The sequence below is a fragment of the Aliiroseovarius sp. D2-2 genome (assembly GCF_055809455.1).
Genome location: NZ_CM147913.1, coordinates 2,792,560 through 2,812,941 on the forward strand (window position 1 = coordinate 2,792,560; position 20,382 = coordinate 2,812,941).

The 20,382-nt window shown below is 55.0% G+C and carries 15 protein-coding genes and 1 pseudogene; 8 read left to right on the top strand and 8 right to left on the bottom strand.

What is annotated here, in order from left to right:
• Positions 1–35 precede the first annotated feature (35 nt).
• The 5 genes from AC0L6A_RS13725 (at position 36) to AC0L6A_RS13745 (ending at position 4,312) form a co-directional block, all read left to right on the top strand.
• Positions 36–236: a hypothetical protein gene (locus tag AC0L6A_RS13725; RefSeq protein WP_473290824.1), complete on the top strand. Its 201-nt coding sequence runs from the start codon at positions 36–38 to the stop codon at positions 234–236.
• Positions 237–261: 25 nt separating this feature from the next.
• Positions 262–1,038 (top strand): maleate cis-trans isomerase family protein, encoded by a 777-nt coding sequence (locus tag AC0L6A_RS13730; RefSeq protein WP_473290826.1) that lies wholly within the window; start codon positions 262–264, stop codon positions 1,036–1,038.
• A 14-nt stretch (positions 1,039–1,052) separates the two neighbouring features.
• Positions 1,053–3,470 (top strand): GcvT family protein, encoded by a 2,418-nt coding sequence (locus AC0L6A_RS13735; RefSeq protein WP_473290828.1) that lies wholly within the window; start codon positions 1,053–1,055, stop codon positions 3,468–3,470.
• Between the two features lie 7 nt (positions 3,471–3,477).
• Positions 3,478–3,630, top strand: a complete 153-nt coding sequence (locus AC0L6A_RS13740) for a hypothetical protein (protein ID WP_473290830.1) — start codon at positions 3,478–3,480, stop codon at positions 3,628–3,630.
• 295 nt (positions 3,631–3,925) lie between these two features.
• A complete protein-coding gene (locus tag AC0L6A_RS13745) occupies positions 3,926–4,312 on the top strand; it encodes a hypothetical protein (RefSeq protein WP_473290831.1) in 387 nt (128 codons plus the stop codon).
• Positions 4,313–4,687: 375 nt separating this feature from the next.
• Here AC0L6A_RS13745 and AC0L6A_RS13750 read toward each other — a convergent pair whose 3' ends face one another.
• The 7 genes and pseudogenes from AC0L6A_RS13750 to AC0L6A_RS13780 all read right to left on the bottom strand — a co-directional run bounded on the left by AC0L6A_RS13750 (position 4,688) and on the right by AC0L6A_RS13780 (position 13,971).
• Entirely contained in the window at positions 4,688–6,862 is a 2,175-nt protein-coding gene (locus AC0L6A_RS13750; protein WP_473290833.1) for a choice-of-anchor F family protein, read from the bottom strand.
• Positions 6,863–7,577: 715 nt separating this feature from the next.
• Positions 7,578–8,373, bottom strand: a pseudogene (locus tag AC0L6A_RS13755) (FAD binding domain-containing protein).
• A 14-nt stretch (positions 8,374–8,387) separates the two neighbouring features.
• A complete protein-coding gene (locus AC0L6A_RS13760) occupies positions 8,388–10,733 on the bottom strand; it encodes a xanthine dehydrogenase family protein molybdopterin-binding subunit (protein ID WP_473290835.1) in 2,346 nt (781 codons plus the stop codon).
• 20 nt (positions 10,734–10,753) lie between these two features.
• A complete protein-coding gene (locus tag AC0L6A_RS13765) occupies positions 10,754–11,227 on the bottom strand; it encodes a (2Fe-2S)-binding protein (RefSeq protein WP_473290837.1) in 474 nt (157 codons plus the stop codon).
• Positions 11,228–11,283: 56 nt separating this feature from the next.
• Positions 11,284–11,742 (bottom strand): CoxG family protein, encoded by a 459-nt coding sequence (locus AC0L6A_RS13770; RefSeq protein ID WP_473290838.1) that lies wholly within the window; start codon positions 11,740–11,742, stop codon positions 11,284–11,286.
• Positions 11,743–11,826: 84 nt separating this feature from the next.
• Complete coding sequence (locus AC0L6A_RS13775; protein ID WP_473290839.1) at positions 11,827–13,053, bottom strand: vWA domain-containing protein; 1,227 nt, start codon at positions 13,051–13,053, stop codon at positions 11,827–11,829.
• Between the two features lie 3 nt (positions 13,054–13,056).
• Complete coding sequence (locus tag AC0L6A_RS13780) at positions 13,057–13,971, bottom strand: AAA family ATPase (protein ID WP_473290841.1); 915 nt, start codon at positions 13,969–13,971, stop codon at positions 13,057–13,059.
• Between the two features lie 124 nt (positions 13,972–14,095).
• On the opposite strand from AC0L6A_RS13780, the gene AC0L6A_RS13785 reads away from it, so the two are divergent.
• From AC0L6A_RS13785 to AC0L6A_RS13795, 3 genes are all read left to right on the top strand, one after another.
• The gene (locus AC0L6A_RS13785; protein WP_473290843.1) at positions 14,096–15,022 is read left to right on the top strand and encodes an XdhC family protein; all 927 of its coding nucleotides are present in this window, start codon (positions 14,096–14,098) and stop codon (positions 15,020–15,022) included.
• Positions 15,023–15,388: 366 nt separating this feature from the next.
• A complete protein-coding gene (locus tag AC0L6A_RS13790) occupies positions 15,389–16,429 on the top strand; it encodes an efflux RND transporter periplasmic adaptor subunit (protein ID WP_473290845.1) in 1,041 nt (346 codons plus the stop codon).
• Between the two features lie 14 nt (positions 16,430–16,443).
• Positions 16,444–19,479, top strand: a complete 3,036-nt coding sequence (locus tag AC0L6A_RS13795) for an efflux RND transporter permease subunit (protein ID WP_473290846.1) — start codon at positions 16,444–16,446, stop codon at positions 19,477–19,479.
• Between the two features lie 102 nt (positions 19,480–19,581).
• Here the strand turns inward: AC0L6A_RS13795 and AC0L6A_RS13800 are convergent, their stop codons facing one another.
• On the bottom strand, positions 19,582–20,370 hold the full coding sequence (locus AC0L6A_RS13800; RefSeq protein WP_473290848.1) for a nuclear transport factor 2 family protein: 789 nt from the start codon (positions 20,368–20,370) through the stop codon (positions 19,582–19,584).
• Between the last annotated feature and the right edge of the window lie 12 nt (positions 20,371–20,382).

The following is a 20,382-nucleotide window of genomic DNA, read 5'->3' on the forward strand; positions in this document are numbered from 1 at the left end:
TATCTGGTATATACCAGTTTCAGAAGGAATTTGAAATGGGCTTGTTGACACAAGAACAGAAGGACAATTTCTGGCGTGATGGCGTGCTGGTCATTGAAGACGCGATCAACGCTGACAAGCTGGTACGCGGAGAAGCAAGCGGGCGCGTGCGCTGCACACCCTACGAGATGGAGCTGCCTGCTGTGCCAAAGGCGACTTCGTTTTTCGCACAACAAGAAGGGGCGGACATGGGCTGAGGCCCAGTTCGTAGGAGCCTGAAACATGACGGGAAACGACCACGTCGAAACACTCGACTTTGTAACAGACGATGGCCTTGGCGCGCGGGCGCGTTTGGGTTTGATTGTGCTGCAAACCGATCAAACGATCGAGCATGAATTTGCAGGCATTTTTGGTGCACAAGATGGCGTGTCGATTTATGCGTCCCGCATCCCAAATGCGATGGACGTCACACCTGAAACTCTGCGGCAGATGGCGACTGATCTTCCGCACACCGCGGGGCTTTTGCCAACGAGTTTCGGATTTGATGTGATCGGATACGCCTGCACATCTGGCGCCACGATGATCGGGGAAGACCGCGTTGATGCGCTCATCCGGGGCGTGCACCCTGAGGTTAAGACGACAAATCCGATCAGCGCTTGTAAGGCAGCATTGTCGGCCCTTGGGTTGATGCGGATCGCTTTGGTCACGCCGTATCCGGTGGATGTCACGCTTCAGATGCAGGCCAACCTGCGCGCCGCTGGGTTTGAAACAACCGCGGTTGCGACCTTTGACCAATCCGATGATTTCACTGTGGCAAGGATCAGCGCCGACAGCATTCTTAAAGCCGTGCTGCAAATCGGGGCGCAGAGCGACTGCGACGGCGTCTTTGTTTCCTGCACCAGCCTGCGGGCCATGCAAGTGATCGCCAAAGCGGAAGCCATACTCGACAAGCCCGTCATCTCCTCAAACCAAGTACTCGCTTGGCATATGATGCGGCTTGCCGGGCTGCCCGAAGCCCCACCAAACGCTGGCCGTCTTTTCAATTCAGACATTTCGTAGAACAGGACCTTTTCATGGCCAAACCTCTTCCTTCCCACGCGCAGGCTGTGATCATTGGCGGCGGCATTCATGGTTGTTCGGTGGCCTACCACCTCGCGAAAGCAGGTTGGAAAGATGTGATCCTGCTTGAACGCAAAACACTGACCAGTGGCACCACATGGCATGCCGCCGGGCTTGTCGGGCAATTGCAGGGCAGCCATTCGACAACAGCTTTCGCCAGCTATGGCGTTGAGCTTTTGCAAGAGATCGAAGCAGAAACTGGCCAGAACCCGGGGTTTCGCCAATCGGGATCAATCTCGATTGCTGTTAATGAAGAGCGGTTGGCAGAGCTGAAACGCAAAGCGGATTTCGCATCTCTATTTGGGGTCGAAGCGCACCACATGGAAACAGCCGAAATCGCCGAACGCTGGCCCTTGATGAACGCCGAGGGCGTATTGGGCGGCATCCACATGCCCTCTGACGGGTTGGCCAACCCAATTGACCTGACCCAAGCGCTGGCCAAAGGCGCGCGTCTTCACGGCGCTACGATCCGTGAAAACATCAAGGTTGAAGAGGTCCTAACTGAAGGCGGCAAAGCCACGGGCGTACGTACCGATCAGGGTACGATTACTGCCGATGTTGTGGTCAACTGCGGCGGCATGTGGGCACGTGAACTGGGTCGCCAGAACGGCGTGGGCGTGCCGCTGCATGCGTGCGAGCACTACTACCTCGTGACCGAACCAATCCCCGACCTGCCCTCTGATCTGCCAGTGCTGCGGTCCTATTGCGATGGCACCTACTGGAAGGAGGACGCGGGCAAACTGCTTTTTGGGTTCGCCCATTTTCACGCCAAGGCTTGGGCAAAAGATGGCATCCCCGAAAGCTTCGAGTTCGACAGCCTGCCCTTCGTCGAAGATGATGTGATGGAAGTGCTGGAACTCAGCATGAACAGGGTACCGATCCTGCAAGAAACCGGCATTCGCACATTCTTTAACGGGCCAGAAAGCTATTCGCACGATGGGCGCTTTACGCTTGGAGAGGCGCCTGACCTGAAAGGCTATTACGTGCTAGCTGGCGTCAACTCGACCGGCATTCAGTCTGGCCCCGGCGCGGGAAAGGCGCTGGCTGACTGGATCATGGCGGGCCACCCGTCGATGGACCTTGCCGAAATGGACCCGGCCCGCATCGAAGATTGGCAGGCGCGCGACCCATACCTGCAAGAACGCTGCCCCGAAACCCTGGTACTGACCTACGCCATGCACTGGCCGGGCCGTCAGCGCGAAGCCGCGCGCAACCTGCGCCGCACACCGTTTTACCACCCGATGAAAGCCCGCGGCGCGGTCTACGCCGAGGCGCAAGGCTGGGAACGTCCCGGCTGGTTCGCCCCTGACGGTGTAGAACCGAAATACGATTACTCTTTCCACCGCCCCAGCTGGTTTGAACACGCGCAAGCAGAGCAGAAAGCCGCACGTGAAGGCGTGGCGATGATTGACTATTCGATGCTTGGAAAGCTGATGGTCGAAGGGCGCGATGCCGAGGTCTTCCTGCAAAGGGTCTGCACCAATGATATGTCCATGCCCGTTGGACGCGTGGCCTATTCGCTGATGCTGAATGAACGTGGCGGCATTGAAAGCGACGTCACTGTGGCGCGCCACAGCGAAGACACCTTCATGGTGATGAGCTCAATCTCTCACACTCGCCGCGATCGGGACCACCTGACGCGCCACATCCAGCCCAATGAGGATGTCCGCCTGCGCGATGCGACGTCCTCTTACGGCGTGCTTTCTATTGCCGGGCCAAAAGCGCGTGACCTTCTGTCTGCCGTGACGGACATCGATCTGTCGGGTGCGGCCTTCCCGTTCAATAGCTTGCAGCACTTCCACATCGGTCACGCACCCGTCTTTGCGCAGCAGCTGTCCTACACCGGCGAACACGGCTGGGAGATCTTCATCACCCCAGACTTCGCGGAGCATGTGTTTGACGTGCTCATGGAGGCAGGTGAACCTCTTGGCCTAAGGCTTGTGGGGGGTGAGGCGCTCAATGCGTTGCGTATCGAAAAAGGGTTCCTGCATTGGGGGCATGACATGTCCTACACCGAAGCGCCGCACCAGGTCGGCCTTGGGTTTACCTGCAAACCAAACAAGACGATCCCCTTCATCGGCCGCGATGCTTATCTAAAACGAAAAGCCGAAGGCAAAGGTCCATTCCTGTGCCACATCAAGCTCAATGAAATTGACCCGTTGCTACACCACAACGAACCGGTCCTGCGTGACGGCAAGGTTGTTGGATATGTCGCCAGCGGTGCCTTTGCTTACACGCAAGACAGCTCTGTTGGCCTGTGCTTTGTCTCAACTACCGAAGGCAAAGACGTACTGGAAACTGGTGACTACGCGGTCATGGTGGAAGGGCAGGCTGTCCCCGCCCAACTCAGCTTGAAGCCATTCTTGGCATAGTCTGTAAATGAATGATGAGAAGGGAAAACACTTGCCAACGAAGCTGACGGAAGCTCAAGTCCAAGCCTTTCACCGCGACGGCTTTGTCTCGCCTATTAGTGTCTTCACCGAAGTAGAGGCACTGCACCTGCGCCAAGAACTGGAAGCCGCAGAACAGTGATGGCCGGAAGCCTTTCAGGGTGCGGCGTGCAACAATGCCCATCTGAACATCACCTGTCTTGATGAGATCGCCCATAACTCGGATTTGGTCGATGCGATCGAAGACCTGATCGGGCCGTGTATTCTGAATTTCGGCACAGTATCTTTTTTTAAAGAGCCTAAAGATCCGGGCTTTTCAGTTGGCATCAGGACGCGCGCTACATGGAGCTTAAGCCGCCTGTGGGCATGACAGCGTGGGTTGCGCGCTCCCCCCGATTACAAAAGCGTCTGTATACTGATGATCCCCGGCGGCCATCATGAAATCAAAGATCACAACGACACCTACGGCGAAGAAAGCATTCTTACCCTGCGGGCAGGAAATTCCTGATGTTGACGAAAGCAAGGCCGTGTCGACGCCATTGCACCCGGGTCAGATGTCACTCGACAGTGCGCAAGTGATCCACAGATCGCAACCCAACCGTAGCACTGACCGCCGTATTGGGTTCGTCATACAGTCCTACATCCCGCCGCACCTTCGCCAAACCGTGATGGAAACTGGAACTCAGCTTATGCGCGGTACTGATACTGAGGGAAATTTCAAACCTTTGGCGCGCCCCACGGAAGACATGGCCACCAATGATCTGGCCGCAAAGGAGTGGGTCAAACACTCATGGGCCGAAATCCTTTACCATGGCGCAGAATGACGCCGAGACTATTGATGTTTCTTGAGGTCAGGGTGCTGCCGGATAAGGACTGATCGAAGCCGCGACCACGCGTGCAGACGTTAAGTCGGAATAATCGTACAGAGTTAACACCCTCTGACACTTACTGACGTCAACGCCCATGGGTCCATATAGGGGTATTTGCTAAGAGAGAGTTTGTTGCTCATCGTAACAACTGAGGAGTGGGCGACGTAATCGATCAAGAGAGTGTAAGCGAGCCGTGGCGGTAAAACTGTCGAACACCGGGACGTTCAGGAAAAGATTGAGCCAACAGAATCCTGAAACAACTCCAGCAAGTTTTAAATCAAAAGCGGCCCCAATCGGGGCCGCTCTATCTTCACTTGGATAATGCTCCAGTTAGAATGTCGCGTTAAGGTCAAGGTGGATTTTGTGGCTTTCGTACCCGTTACCAAACGACCCGAAGTAGCCGCCTGCCAGCGTGGTGCGCGTGGTGCCATGATCGGCAAGAACAGTCTCAAACCCGACTTGGACATCCCCCCAGTTTCCATTAACACCAGCGACAGGATGAAGGGCTCCTGGCAGACCAGCAAAACCACTTTCGACCATCATATCGTCACCAGAGGCCATCGTGTAGGAAAGGCTACCGGTCAGCTTTGTGTTTCTAGGACCCTTGGGCAGCATATACTCTCCTTGAACCCCAAGCGAACCAAGCAACATGCTTCCTGACTGCTCACCAACATCGAGGTTCCAGATACCGGCTCCCTTTTCTCTGAAGGCATCCACGGACAGGTTATAGTATTCAACTGACGCCGTCGGACCGAACCGCAAGTTGCCCTGCGTCTGCATATATTCGCCCTTGATGGCAGCAAACACTTGCGATCCCTGGGAGCTACCCGTCGCAGTTTGCCCCATCACGTAACGCGTCGAGTCAAAGGACAGATCCTGATAGCCAATGACACCTTGGATCATTCCCTGTACGCCGATTTTGGCGCGACCAAATGCGGCCACAGACACGCCGTCCGCATCGATGCTGCCCCGCGCGTTATAGGCGTCGGCGGTGCCGCTTGAACTGCCGATCAGGAAACCAAACGACCGCCCGTTATCCAGCTGCTTTTCTGCACCCACCGAGAATGTGGTGAACTCGGCATCGTACCCAATGTTGTTTGGGGCGGTGTCAAAAGACGACCGACCGCCACCGACACTGAGAAGCCAGTTGGTGTCTTCCCCCAGCCCCCAACTGCTGGCGGCCCCCGCATTCGACGAGACGACTTGGGAATCCCCCGTTTGCGGAAGAATACCTGTGACCGTGTTGATTTGGCTGCGCGAAAAATCGAAGGCAAGGCTTGAGAAAGCGGGCAGGAAGCTGAAGCCAGTTCTTTCCAAGGCCTCGGCACGATCCGCTTTGTTCATAGCCAGAAGATCTGTGATGGCAGTTCCATAGGTCGCAGCATTACCAAGATCCATGTATGGAACGTTGGCTGCAGCGTCCAAATGCCCGGCAAGCTTGAACTGATAAGGCGTCGTGGCCTGTTCGACAATCGGCGCGAAAGCGGGCGTAAACAACAAGGTAAACTCACCGCCATCCAAACTTCCAACTGTGATTGTGAAGTTCAGGTTTGCGTTGCGAAGGTCCTCAATCTCGTCCGTTTCGAACAATCCGTTTTCTTCGGCCAAAGCAACGATCTTATCCGGAACAGCTGCACCTGGCGCATAGCCCAAATCAGCGACTTTCACACCAAGGGCTGACGCCAGCTCGGCAAGTCTTGCGCTTTCATTTGCGGGCAGAGCCAGTGTGCCATAGGTCCAACCGTCCCCGGCCAAATTGTTCCAAGCCACCAATGAAAACTCATCACTAGGGTCCCCATTGTCATCCCAGAACAACCCATCTGGCGTCATGGTATTGTCAAGCAAAGCGTTGCCGAAATTTGCAGTGTATTCCGCGTTCGAAAGCACCCCGAAAATCAATCGGTCATCAAGCTTCGTGCTGGCAAACCCGGCCTTGGTGTCCGAAAAGAATCCAATTTCACCCTCGTGACCACCTTCCCCGAAAAGCCCTTCGGGCAGTTTGGCACCCAGGCCGATATCGGTGGCATCCAAGTTGAACAATACCGCTTTCTCGGGTGTCAGATCCCCCATCGAATTGCCATTTTTATCCAGCAACTCGGCCGTGAAACCGATCATCCGGGCACCAGTGTAGTTCGACGTTTTGGCAAACGTAAAATAGTCGACCGACGGGTAGTCAGCGCTTGCTGTTGTCCGCATGGTGATGCCAAAGGGGTTCGGACCCGTCAGCTGGGTTTTGATCCGTTTGCCAGATCCCTGTTCGGAATCGCAGTATACGCCGGGATTGCTGGCCATCAGGCAGTTGGTAACCTCACCGCGCGATGAAAGCCCCGTGAAATCAGTCAAGATTACTTCGTAGGGGTCAACAAAACTATGGCCGCCCGAGCCATCGTCTATGCGCGTTCGGGTGAAGGTTACGACCTTCATTCCAGGTTCTTGAACGCCTTCCTCTGTATCGACATAGATCAATCCGTCGCCATATGTCCCGACGAAAAAATCGTCACTCAATGTGTCCGCCAACAACGGAGCACATGTTAGTAGCAAGGCTGCTGGTGCAACCGTGCTGAAATAAGTCTTTTTATAAGTCATAGTTTCCCCTTCGCTTTTTCAAAACGATCCCACTCGTTACCCCTCAAAAGCACTTGAGTTCACTGTATCACTCTGTATTTGATACGAATTTGATATATGTCATAATTGGAATATTTAGGGGTGTGTTGACGCGGAGTTAACCACCTCTCCCAGCGGCTTTCTCGATTTTCAAGGCACCTATCGGCGCGTGAGAAGCGCGACATAGGGCATTCTCTTCGTCGAAATGGGATGTATGTGTTCTTACCCCGGCGGTTCGGGTAGCGATCAGTTGCCTGCTTGTCAGCGGCACCAATCTCTCGCATCGCGGCGAAAAGTGCAGGACATAGTGGTTCAACCGACTTGAACTCACCGTTGGCAGACAAAACCTCTTTTCGCTGCGGCTGCCCCAAGGACTGCTTTTGGAAATCCACCTTCGAATTAGTTGCGGAGGCTCAAGACCGGCAAACGCCGTCAATTGACAGCGATGTTTGGATCGACACCACAATTAAGGTTAATGCATCGAAGTGTGCAGCACAGATCAACTGCGGTTCAGATAAAAACAACCGAAGTGAAATACTCCGTTGTATAATTTCTCATTGGAAGGCCCCCTCCGCCGATCCACTAACATGGGTTGCGATGGAGGGGGGGGCTTCATTCAACTGGCATCTACAGCACGTTTTGTCAGGACTTTAATCAGGTTCGCACGGTAGTCAGCGCTTCCGTGCATATCAGACATCAGCCCGTCGCTATCAACGCTTACGCTCTCAGCAGCGGCGGCTGTCCAATTGGCCGAAATTGCAGCCTCAAACCCTTCATGCCGAAACACGCCATCTTCGCCCGCGCCGGTAATCGCAACGCGCGTGCCACCTGCACCATCGGCCACACAAACTCCGACCAAGGCAAAGAGCGATGCTGGTTGGCGGAATTTCATATAGGCTGCTTTGGCAGGCGCTGTGACACGCACTGCTGTGATTATTTCGTCCTCATCAAGCGCTGTGGTGAACAGGCCGTCGAAGAAATCATCGGCCGAGAATCTCTCGTGAATTGGTCACAATGGTTGCGCCCAGCGCCAACAATCCGGCTGGATAGTCTGCTGCGGGATCGTTGTTTGCAATTGAGCCACCAATGGTGCCTGCGTAACGTACCGCCGGATCACCGATCCCACCCGCGAGGGATGCCAATGCAGGGCACAGGCGTTGCACATCGCCATTGCCTGCGACATCTGCATGGGTTGTTGCCGCACCGATCACAAGCGTATCCCCATCCGTGGACACCCCTGACATGCCGTCAATCGCGCGCACATCAATCAGATCGCTGGGGGCTGCCAAGTGCTGTTTCATCGTGGCGAGAAGCGTCTGCCCACCGGCCAGAACTTTGGCATCTTCACCAGCTGCAAGGGCTGCTAAGGCGTCATCGATGCTGGCGGCTTTGGTATATTTTGTCGGATACATTGTTCGTTCCTCCCTTACTTCGCCGCCTGGATGGCGTTCCAGACCGCCTGCGGGGTTGCTGGCATCGCCAGATCGTTGGTGCCGATGGCATCGGTGATTGCGTTGATAACTGCCGGAGGGGCGCCAATGGCCCCTGCCTCGCCACAGCCTTTGACCCCTAATGGGTTGTTCGGGCTTGGTAAATCCTCGTGGTGACTGATCGAATAGGACGGCACATCGGCCGCACGCGGCATCGCATAGTCCATGTAAGACCCGTTCAGCAGCTGGCCATCATCGTCATAGACGACTTGTTCCAACATGGCCTGACCGATCCCTTGGGTGACACCACCATGAACCTGACCTTCGACGATCATCGGGTTGATGATCGTGCCGAAATCATCGGCCGAGGTGAAGCTGACGATGTCTGTTTCACCAGTTTCGGGGTCCACTTCGACCTCGCATATGAACGCGCCTGACGGGAACGAGAAGTTGACCGGATCAAAGAACGCGGTTTCCTTCAGTCCAGGCTCCATATCGTCCGGCAGATTGTGGGCAACATAGGCCGCCAATCCAACTTCGTGCCAAGCCATGGATTTGTCGGTCCCGGCCACTTTCACTTCACCCCCTTCGATGACGATATCGTCTTCCGAGGCCTCCAGCGTGTGTGCCGCGATTTTCTTCACCTTGGCTTCGACCTTGTCCATCGCTTTGACAACGGCGGACATACCAACTGGGCCGGAACGGGAGCCATAGGTTCCCATCCCAAATTGCACCTTGTCGGTGTCGCCATGCACGATCGAGACGTTTTCGACAGGCAGATCAAACCGGTCGGCAACAATTTGGGCAAAGGTCGTCTCATGGCCCTGTCCATGACTGTGGCTGCCGGTCAGGATCTCGATTGATCCAACAGGGTTCACCCGCACTTCTGCAGATTCCCAAAGTCCGACACCCGCGCCCAGCGACCCAGCCGCTTTGGACGGGGCTAGGCCACAGGCCTCGATAAAGGTCGAGTATCCCAGACCACGCAGCTTGCCACGCTTGGCAGCTTCGGCTTTGCGGGAGGGGAACCCAGCCACATCAGCCGAGTCCTGCGCCATTTTCAGGATCTTCGGGAAATCGCCCGCATCATATTGCATAAGCACCGGCGTCTGATGGGGGAATTCCTGAATGAAGTTGCGTCGCCGCAGCTCGGCCGGGTCCATGCCCATTTCACGCGCCGCGGTCTCCATCATTCGTTCGACCAGATAGGTCGCTTCGGGCCGTCCCGCCCCGCGATACGCATCGACCGGCACCGTGTTGGTGTAGTAGGTGCGCACGTTGCAGTGGATGTTCTGGATGTTGTACTGGCCCGACATCAGCGGGGCGTACAAATACGTCGGCACCGAGCTTGAGAAGAGCGACATATACGCGCCGATATTGGCGAGCGTGTCGATCTTGAACCCGGTGATTTTGCCGTCAGCATCAAAACCCATATGCGCGGTCGTCACGTGGTCACGACCATGCGCATCGGTCAGGAAGGCCTCGGACCGATCGGAAGTCCATTTGATCGACCGGTTGGTCTTCATCGACGCCCAAAGGCAGGTAATTTCTTCGGGATAGATGTAAATCTTTGCCCCAAAGCCACCACCCACATCAGGTGCGATCACCCGCAATTTGTGTTCGGGGGCAACATTATAGAACGCCGATAGAACCAGCCGGGCCACATGTGGGTTTTGGCTGGTGGTGTAGAGCGTGTAGTGCTCCTCAGCGTCGTCATAGGTGGCCACCGCGGATCGAGGTTCCATCGGGTTCGGCGATAAGCGATTGTTAGTGATGTTCAACGTGGTGACGTGGGAGGCACTGGCCAATCCGGCATCCGTCGCGGCCTCGTCCCCAAGTTCCCAATCGTAAATCTGATTGCCCGGCGCGTTGTCGTGAATTTCTGGCGCACCATCTGCCATCGCGGCTTTGATATGCGCGGCAACGGGCAGTTCTTCATAATCAACCTCGACCGCTTCTGCCGCGATCCGGGCCAGCGCTTGCGTCTCGGCGATCACAACCGCCACCGCGTCACCGACATAGCGCACCTTTTCGGTCGCCAAAGCGGACCAAGCGCCCATATTCATCGGGCTGCCATCTTTCGACGTGATCGCCCATCCGCAGATGATGTTGCCGATGCCGTCACCAGTCAGTTGCTGGCCGTTCAGCACATCAATCACGCCGTCCATCGCCAAGGCGCTTGAGGTATCGATCCCCTTCACCTTCGCATGTGCATAAGGGCTGCGCACGAAGGCGGCATAGGCCTGATTGTCGTTACGAACGTCGTCGGTGTATTTGCCTTTTCCGGTTGTGAAACGCTTATCTTCCTTGCGTTTGACCGGGGCTCCAATTCCATCTTTCATGTTCTTGTCCTCCGGTTGGTTCACATTTTCGAGGCGGCGTCTTCGACCGACTTCACGATGTTATGGTATCCAGTGCAGCGGCAGATATTGCCCTCCAGCTCGTCACGGATCGCGTCCGAGGTCAGCTCTTTGCCCTCGGCCTTATAGCGTTTCACCATATCGACGCTGGTCATGATCATGCCCGGAGTACAGAACCCACACTGTAGGCCGTGATTGTCATTGAAGGCTTGCTGCATCGGATGAAGATCACCACCATTGGCAAGACCCTCAATCGTGGTGACATCCGCACCATCCAGTGACACCGCAAGGGTCGAACACGACTTTAGGGCTTTGCCGTCCACATGAACCACGCAAGCGCCACACTGACTGGTATCGCACCCGACATGGGTGCCGGTCAGGCGCAGGTATTCGCGCAGGAATTCCGACAAAAGCGTCTCGTCGGGGACGTCCCGGCTGACGGCCTTGCCGTTCACTGTCATGTTGATGTTGGTCATGTGATCCTCCCTATAAGGACGGGTCTTGTTGCCCGCGTATTCAATGACCGTCGGGATCAATCTCCCGGCGGATCTGTTCCAGTTAGATGATTGTGAAAATTATCGAAAAACTTGGTGGCCAGCTTCTTAGCTGTTGCGTCAATCAAACGGCTGCCAAGACGGGCGAGCTTGCCACCCACCTGTGCCTTGGCCATAAATTCCAACACGGTTTCGTCGCCATCCTCGGTCAGAACGACATCTGCCGCGCCTTTGGCAAACCCCGCGACACCGCCCTGCCCTTCGCCCTGAATGGTATAGCTGGCAGGTGCTTCGATATTCAGAAGTTCAATCGCGCCATCGAACTTGGCTTTAACCGGTCCGATCTTCTGCACGACTTTCGCCGTCATCTCATTGGGCGAAGTCTGTTCGATCTCTTCACAGCCTGGAATGCAGAGCTTTAGAACCTCTACATCATTCAAGGCTGCCCAAACGGCTTCACGAGGTGCCCCGATGCGATAGCTGCCAGTCATCTCCATGACGGGTGGCGGAAATTAGATATGTGCATGACAACCGATAATAGATACCGATTGATTCTTAGCAAGAATTTTCAATTTCAATCATCACGTTCGCAGCAACGCTTGATAACGACGCTTGTCACCACTTGTCGAAAAAGCCTCGCCCAGATCGGCAAGGCTGTTCAGTGAATGGCAGGCGTGAAAGCTGTCCACGATGGGTAAAAGCGTGCGGATGCCAGCTGCTTGCGGTGAAAACCCGTCAAACCGCAAAAGTGGATTAAGCCAGACCAACCGATGACAAGAACGGGCCAAGCGCGCGGCCTCGGTCTTCAGCAAATCAGTCTCGCCGCGCTCCAACCCGTCCGTGATCAAAAGCACGACGGCCCCCTGCCCCAGCACACGCCGTGACCAGTCGCGGTTGAACCGGAAAAGCGCTTCGCCGATCCGAGTGCCGCCTTGCCAGTCTGGGGCGTCTCGGCCTAGTGCCTCTAGCGCTTGGTCAACGTCCTTATGTGCCAAAGCCCGGCTGACATTGGTGAGCCGTGTGCCGAATGTGAAGCCGTGCACACGCCCCCAATCCGAGGCGGGCGACCAGGTTAAAGCGTGGAGGAAATGCATCATCATACGTGAATAGGATGACATCGAACCCGAGATGTCGCAGATCGCAACCAGATTGGGGGGGCGAAGTTTGGGAACCTTCAATGACAGTCGATCAATCTCACCGCCTTTACGCAATGAGCGACGTAAAACCGCGCGAGTGTCTGGGCGTCGACCAATTCGCGATGGTTTAAAACGCCGGGTCATCAACGGCGCAATCGGCAGCGACATAGCGCGAATCAGCTTGGCCGCCTCCGCCTGTTCGCTGACGCTCATCTGCTCGAAATCTTGGGTTCGAAGGATTTCGTTTTGTGACCAACTTAGCTGCGCATCCACTTCGATCTCATCACGCTCAGACTGATCTTGCGGCTCCGAAGCGCCATCCCACAGCGCCTCAGCCGCGCGCTTCTGGGCGGCCTTGGGAGACTTGTCCTCCTGCGCCATCACCTGCATCAAAGGCAGCATCGAACGCACCATGCGTTCAAGAAACTCCGGGTCGCGCCAGAACATTTGAAACACCTGATGGAAGATCTCTAGGTGCTCAGGGCGTGACACCAACGTCGCGCGCAAGGCGTAGTAATAGTCTTCTCGCTGTGTGAACCCGGCTGCAGCGACTGCGGAAATCGCGCTTTTGACCTGCGAGGTGCCGACCTTCAGCCCCGCCTTTCGCAACGCACGTACGAAATGGACGATGTTTTCAACCAGCCGACCTTCCGTTTCGTGCAAAGCCTGCATTGATCAAGACGCCTGCGCCAGTTGCTGGCGCGCTTCGTTCAGAATGCGTGTCGCCTCGGATCCTGCGATCTTGGCGATGTCGTCTTGGTATTTCAAAAGCGCGCCTAAAGTTTCCGAAATCACTTCTGGTGACAGAGCAACCGCGTCCAATGCGATCAGACAGCGCGCCCAATCGATGGTCTCAGCGACGCCTGGGTTCTTGAACAAGTCTTCGCCGCGTAGAGCTTGTACAAATGTGACAATCTCTTTCGAAAGCATAGCGGCGCAATCAGGCACACGCGAATGAAGGATGGCCAGTTCACGTTCAAACGCAGGGTAGTCGACCCAGTGATACAGGCAGCGCCGCTTGAGCGCATCATGCACCTCGCGGGTGCGGTTCGATGTCAGAATGACGATGGGCGGTTCTTCGGCCTTTACGGTGCCGATCTCTGGGATGGTCACCTGAAAGTCGGACAGCGCTTCCAATAGAAACGCCTCAAACGGCTCATCCGTCCGGTCCACTTCATCAATAAGCAAAATCGGCGGACCCTCGGCATGCGGCTCCATCGCCTGCAACAGCGGGCGTTTGATCATGTAATCTTGCGAGAAGAGTTCGGTCTGCAAATCTTCACGACTGGCCCCACCCGATGCCTCTGCAGTGCGAATGGCGATCATCTGGGCTGCGAAATTCCATTCATAAATCGCCGAAGCCGCGTCCAGCCCTTCGTAGCATTGCAGGCGGATAAGCTGCCGGCCAAGCATGGCTGCAAGAGCCTTGGCAATCTCAGTTTTGCCAACCCCAGCTTCACCCTCTAAAAACAGTGGTTTGCCCAGCTTCAGCGACAGATAAACAACCGTCCCCAGATCGCGCCCACAGACATAGCCTTGGTCAGACAAGCCCGCGAGAGTGTCATCAATGCTCGCCGGATTGCCAACCATATCACCACCTCATCAAGAGAATTCGCCTCATTTAAGCACCCGCGCACAGGTCTGTCACGCGGGAACCGCTTGCGGTGTGCCTGCCGTGCCTTATGCTCACAAGTTGCGAAATAGATGAGGTCCCATGGCTGTCCCAACCCTTGATGCAAGCTCGGTGATTGAACCGATCCGGCAGTTAGCTGCATCTGATCGGCCGGGCGTATTGGCAATCATCACCAATATTGAGGGACCATCCTATCGTCCTTTGGGCGCGATGATGGCGGTTTTTGAAGATAAGACACGCGTGGGAACTCTTTCCTCTGGCTGCGTCGAAGAAGACATCGCTCTGCACGCCCTTGAAGCGTTGAAAGAGGGTGTGCAAAAGACCGTTCTCTACGGCCTTGGCTCGCCTTACAAAGACATCCAATTGCCATGTGGCGGGGGGTTAGAGATCACTCTGATCCCGCAACCCGAAAACACCGTGCTGGATACGATCTGCGATCGTCATGCCACCCGGCAGACGACTGCGCTTTCGGTAGATCTCGGATCGGGCGCGATATCAGTCATCGAAGACATCGCGACTGGTCGTAACGGCGAAATGTTCAACATCTGCATTGAGCCCGAGCTGTTCTTCTATGTGTTCGGCAAAGGGCCCGAAGCCACCACGTTTTCTGGTCTTGTTCAATCTGCAGGCTACCCAAACCTGCTATTATCCCCAGATACCGAAACCTTAGCCATCGCAACACAAGCGGGTTGCGAAACGCGCCATTTGACCTCGGCCCATTTTCCAGATGACCTGAAACCGGATGCCCATTCGGCAATCCTGCTGTTCTTTCACGACCACGAGTGGGAGCCACCCATTTTGCGCCAGTCCGTTCTATCACAGGCGTTCTTTATCGGGGCGCAAGGAAGTAAACGCGCGGCAGAGATGCGCAAGTTGGAGCTGGAAGTACTTGGTGTATCGAAGGCAGATCTTGAGCGTATCAGAGGCCCTATTGGCCTGATCCCATCCGTTCGGGACGCGCGCCGACTTGCGGTAAGCGTTTTAGCTGAGGTGCTGAACGAAAAATGATTTTCGGCGGGAAAGCCGCTCGGCCATAGGCATCAAAAATGCCGTCCAATCACATCAGGTATATCGTTTCCAAAATGCCGAATGCTGTGATTGACGCCAAGGGAAGCGAGCCGTCGAAAGCACACCTTGGCTTAAGGAAACATGGTCTAAAGCTACCATCAGGACACTGATCAGGAAGCTGCGTGGCGGCACCCCAATAAGTGGCACTTGCCTGTATTTGATCTTACCCAACGTAGTGCGTGACGAGCGCCAAATGATATTGCACATTGGGCAGAAGATTGTACTGAGTTCGGAAGCCCTCCTTGTTTTTGCGTGGCAGCCCGCTTTAACTACACACCCACTTATACCGACGGCGAAGGATAACTCATGAAGCGCATTCTGGCCTTACTTGCCCTATTGAACATTGCAATCAGCAACCCGCTGTTTGCACAGAATGACCCTGTCCGCCCAGCGAAGCTGATGATTGTTGGCGCAGAAACTGACGGTGTGACCAGGCAGTTCTTTGGGCAAGTTGTGGCACGTCAGACCGTTGATCTTGCGTTTCAAGTATCCGGACAGATTGTCGAGCTTCCTACGACAGAGGGTCAGGGCATCGCAAAGAATGCGCTAATTGCAAAATTGGACACAGAACCCTTTGAGCTGGAACAGCAGCAAGCTGCCTTGCAAGTTGAGCAAGCAGAGAGGCTGGTAGCACGTCTTAATAACCTTGGTGGATCTGCCTCGGAAGTTTCCAAACAAGATGCAGAAACCCAGCTGGCCGTCGCGCGCGTCCAATTGCGAAATGCTGAGCGCTCGCTGGAAAACGCGACGCTGCGCGCGCCCTTTGATGCGTTGGTCGCAAGCCGGAACGTTGCGAATTTTACAACCACGACTGCAGGAGCCCCCGTCGTCAGACTGCATGACATGTCAGAGCTGCGCATTGATATTGACGTGCCTGAGGTATTGTTTCAGCGCGCCGGTCAAGATGCGGCTGTATCTCTATTTGCACGCTTTCCAACCGGCGACACGACTTATCCTCTCGAAATACGAGAATTCAATGCAGAGGCGTCTTCTATTGGGCAGACCTTCCAACTGACTCTGGGGATGGAGCAGCCAGAAGGTATCAGCGTTTTGCCGGGCAGCTCTGTCATAGTCCTCGCAACACTAAACGACGGAGTCCCGCGCTTGATCGTGCCCGCCACAGCCATTCAGATCGCTAATGACGGTTCAACTAGCGTCCTGCGGTTTATCCCCACAGAAGACGAAAAGGGTACGCTCGAAAAGGTAGTCGTGGACGTGATGGCGACTCGTGATGGGCAGTTCATGATCGTTTCGGGGCTTGAGGTCGGGGCGCAAATCGTCCGGATTGGCGCGCAAGTGCTGGCTGACGGTCAAACCGTCCGCCGCTTTGCTGGCTACGCGAACTAAGGCGGGATGATCTGATGAGAATTGCACTCGCCTCTATCGATCGCCCGATCTTTACTTGGATTATTATTCTGACCTGCCTGCTTGGTGGCATTTGGGGATTTAACTCACTTGGTCGACTGGAAGACCCAGCATTTACCATCAAACAAGCAGTGGTAATCACCCAATACCCCGGGGCATCAGCTCAGCAAGTCGCTGAAGAAGTGTCAGAACCGCTAGAAGCCGCTATTCAACGTATGGCCGAGGTCGATGAGATCAGGTCAGTCAACCGACCTGGAGTCTCTCGTATCGATGTCTTGGTTGAAGACACGATCAAAGGGGATGAACTTCCGGCGATCTGGACCGAATTACGTGAACGTCTGCAAAACGTGCAGAATCAACTCCCAAATGGGGCGACGACGCCGCTCGTCGATGATGGGTTTGGGGATGTATACGGAATCTTTTTTGCGATCACTTCCGAAGGCTTCAGCGACGCTGAAAGGCACCAACTGGCAACCTTTCTCAGGCGTGAAATCCTAACCGTTGATGGTGTCGCAGACGTCGATATCGCGGGCCTGCCTGCCGAGGCGATCTTTGTTGAGCCCAACCTTGGGCTAAGTGCTCAGCTGGGCATTGACCCAAAACTCATTGGACAAGCGCTTGCAACATCAAATTCCATTTCTCAAGCAGGATCGGTCAACATAGGTGAGACACGCACTCAAATTCAGCCTGCGGAAGGGTCAGATTCTGTCAGTGAAATCGCCGCACTGACCGTGGGTATCGGTGGTGATCTTTTAAACCTAATCGACATCGCAGAGGTCAGTCGCGGGCGGCAAGATAATCCTTCGCAAATTATCCGATACAATGGGAAGTCAGCTTTCACCATCGGAGTGTCTGGTGCCAGCAATGAAAACATCGTCGACGTTGGCAATCGTGTTGACGTCCTGCTCACCGAACTTGAGTCAGAAATTCCATATGGTGTTGAATTGCATCCTATCTATCAACAGCACATTGTTGTTGATGAGTTTTCTACCGGCTTTCTGATCAACCTCGCGATGTCAGTTGGAATCGTCGTGCTTGTACTCGCTCTGTTTATGGGCGTACGGGCGTCGATTGTTGTCGGGGCAACGCTACTGCTCACAGTGGTTGGAACGTTGCTGTTCATGGCCCTATTCTCGATTGAGATGGAGCGAATATCGCTCGGTGCGTTGATCATCGCGATGGGCATGTTGGTCGACAACGCAATCGTGGTGGCCGAAGGAATGCAGATCTCGATGAGTCGCGGCAAATCTTCGCGAGACGCGGCCGATGAGGCGGCTGGCAAAACCCAAATTCCTCTGCTCGGGGCAACGGTTGTCGGCATCATGGCGTTTGCGGGCATCGGCTTGAGTCCGGATTCAACCGGTGAGTTCATGTTCTCATTGTTTGCGGTTATCGGCATTTCCCTTCTGTTGTCTTGGGTATTGGCCGTTTCGGTTACACCACTGTTGGGCCACTACATTTTCAAACAGGGTTTGGATGATGGAAGCGACCCCTATGGTGGGCGGATATTCAAAGGCTACGCATCCCTTCTGCGCGGCGCACTGCGGCTGCGTTGGCTTGTGCTTGCGGCCCTCATTGGAGTCACAGCAGCCTGCTATATCGGCTTTGGTATGGTAAAACAGCAGTTCTTCCCTAACTCCAACACACCACTATTTTTTGTGCATTATACAATGCAGCAGGGAACACCCATCGCAACCACAGCCGATCAGATGGAGCTTGTTGAGTCATATTTGGCAGAACACAAAGATGTTGTTGCGGTCTCAACCTTTGTCGGCCAAGGCGCGACCCGGTTCCTGCTGACCTATGGTGCCGAGCCACCTAATCCAGCCTACGGTCACCTGATCATTCGCACTGAGAGCCTGGATCCTATTCCACAGTTGCAGGCTGATTTGGAAGCATTTGCAGCCGAGAATTTACCAGAAGGAGAGTTTCGCACTGAGCGGCTCGTCTTTGGCCCCGGAGGTGGTAGCCCAATCGAAGTTCGCTTTTCCGGCAGTGATCCCGAAGTACTGCGCAACCTGTCAGATCAAGCGATTGCGTTATTGACGGAAGCGTCCTCAAATATTCTGGCGCCAAGGATTGATTGGCGCGAACAGGAGCTTGTCTTGCGGCCACGCTACGTCACTGAACGTGGACAGGCTGCCGGAATCTCTCGGGATGATGTAGCAGACACGATCTTGTTCGCAACCGATGGCGTAGCGGTCGGGACATATCGAGAAGGCGATCGTGCAATTCCAATCGTGATACGTGTTGCACCCGGTTCTGATGTTGGGATCATGGATCAGGTTCTTGGGACACAGGATGGATCATCGCTTCTACCGATAGAACAGATTGTCGATGGTTTCGCATATGAACCGCAAAATACGGTCATTCGCCGTCTAGACCGCGTGCCCACGCTTACAGTCGGTGCAAGTATTCCTGCAGACAAGACTGCGGCACAGGTTCACTCGGAAGTGCGCAGCACTATTGAGGCGATGTCGTTGCCCGCCGGATATAAAATGGAATGGGGTGGAGAGTTTGAATCCTCTGCAAATGCGAATGCCAGCCTTGGCGCGCAATTGCCCGTGACCATTTTGATCATGGTTCTCGTCACAGTCCTGCTGTTCAATGCCCTGCGTCAGCCTCTGATTATCTGGCTACTTGTCCCGATGTCAGTGAATGGGGCCGCTCTCGGGCTCTTGGGTGCTGGCCTGCCATTTACGTTTACAGCACTTTTGGGCCTCTTAAGCCTTTCGGGAATGCTGATTAAAAACGGGATCGTATTGGTCGAAGAAATTGACATCGTTCGTCGGGAGGGGACCGCATTGCGCGAAGCGATTGTGACAGCTTCCACATCACGTCTCCGCCCGGTGCTTCTGGCCGCAGCTACGACAATCATGGGAATGATCCCGCTACTTGGGGACGCCTTTTTTGTGTCAATGGCGGTCACGATCATGGGTGGCCTCGCCTTTGCATCAATCCTCACGCTGGTCGCAGCGCCTGTGCTGTACGATGTCTTCTTCGGCGGCAACAAGAAGCTCGAGCCAGTCTAATGATCGGCCTCGTGCGCCGCGCCCCATTGGGCGCGGCCAGTATGCGATTAAAGCCGTCGCTCATCGGTTCCAACCGAGCGGCGGCTTTGTTGCCTTTCCCCTTCAAAACTTGCCGGAGTTGTTCCAGGTCTCTTTCGGCCCAATCTTTTCCTGAACATCCCAGTGCTCGACAATCTTGCCTCCTTTGAGCCTGAACAGATCAAAGAACGCCCAATCATCGCCGCCCTGTTTAACATGGCTGTAAATCACGACAAAATTGCCTTGCCCCAATAAGTGATGAACTTTGACGTATTGCGCGGCCTGACCGCTCTCCATCACTTGTTTGAGGTGCTTGCCAAAGCCTTCCAAACCGTCGCCCACTTCGGGATTGTGCTGGTCGTATTGCGCGGTTGAGATGTAATCGGTCACAAGGTCGGCGCGGCCACCCATCAATACGTTATCGACAAATCCCTGCACAACGGCTTTGTTGGTCTCGGTCTGATCGAGGTCTTCAATCTCAGTTGGGCCATCGACCATGGAACGACCAGAGACGGTCGGCCATTTATATTCGGCGATCACGTCCCAATGCTCGACAATACGTCCTTCATCATCGGTGTCAAAGATGTCGGCAGTGACCCACTGGGCCTCGCCGTTACCGAGGTTCTGATACACATGGCAGAAGACAAAATTGCCGTCCTCAATCGTGCGCACGACCTGAATGTCACGAACTGGATTGCGTTCTAAGAACGGCGTGAAGAATTCAATGAACCCTTCCTTACCATCGCGGACACCAGTTGAATGCTGCGTGTAGCGGTCGCCCGTATATTTATCCAAGGCCTCATTCATGTTGCCGTCGCGAATGCCTTCAAGATAAAGGCCCTTTGCGTTTGAAATGCGGATGCTGTCCGTCATGAGTTTTCTCCA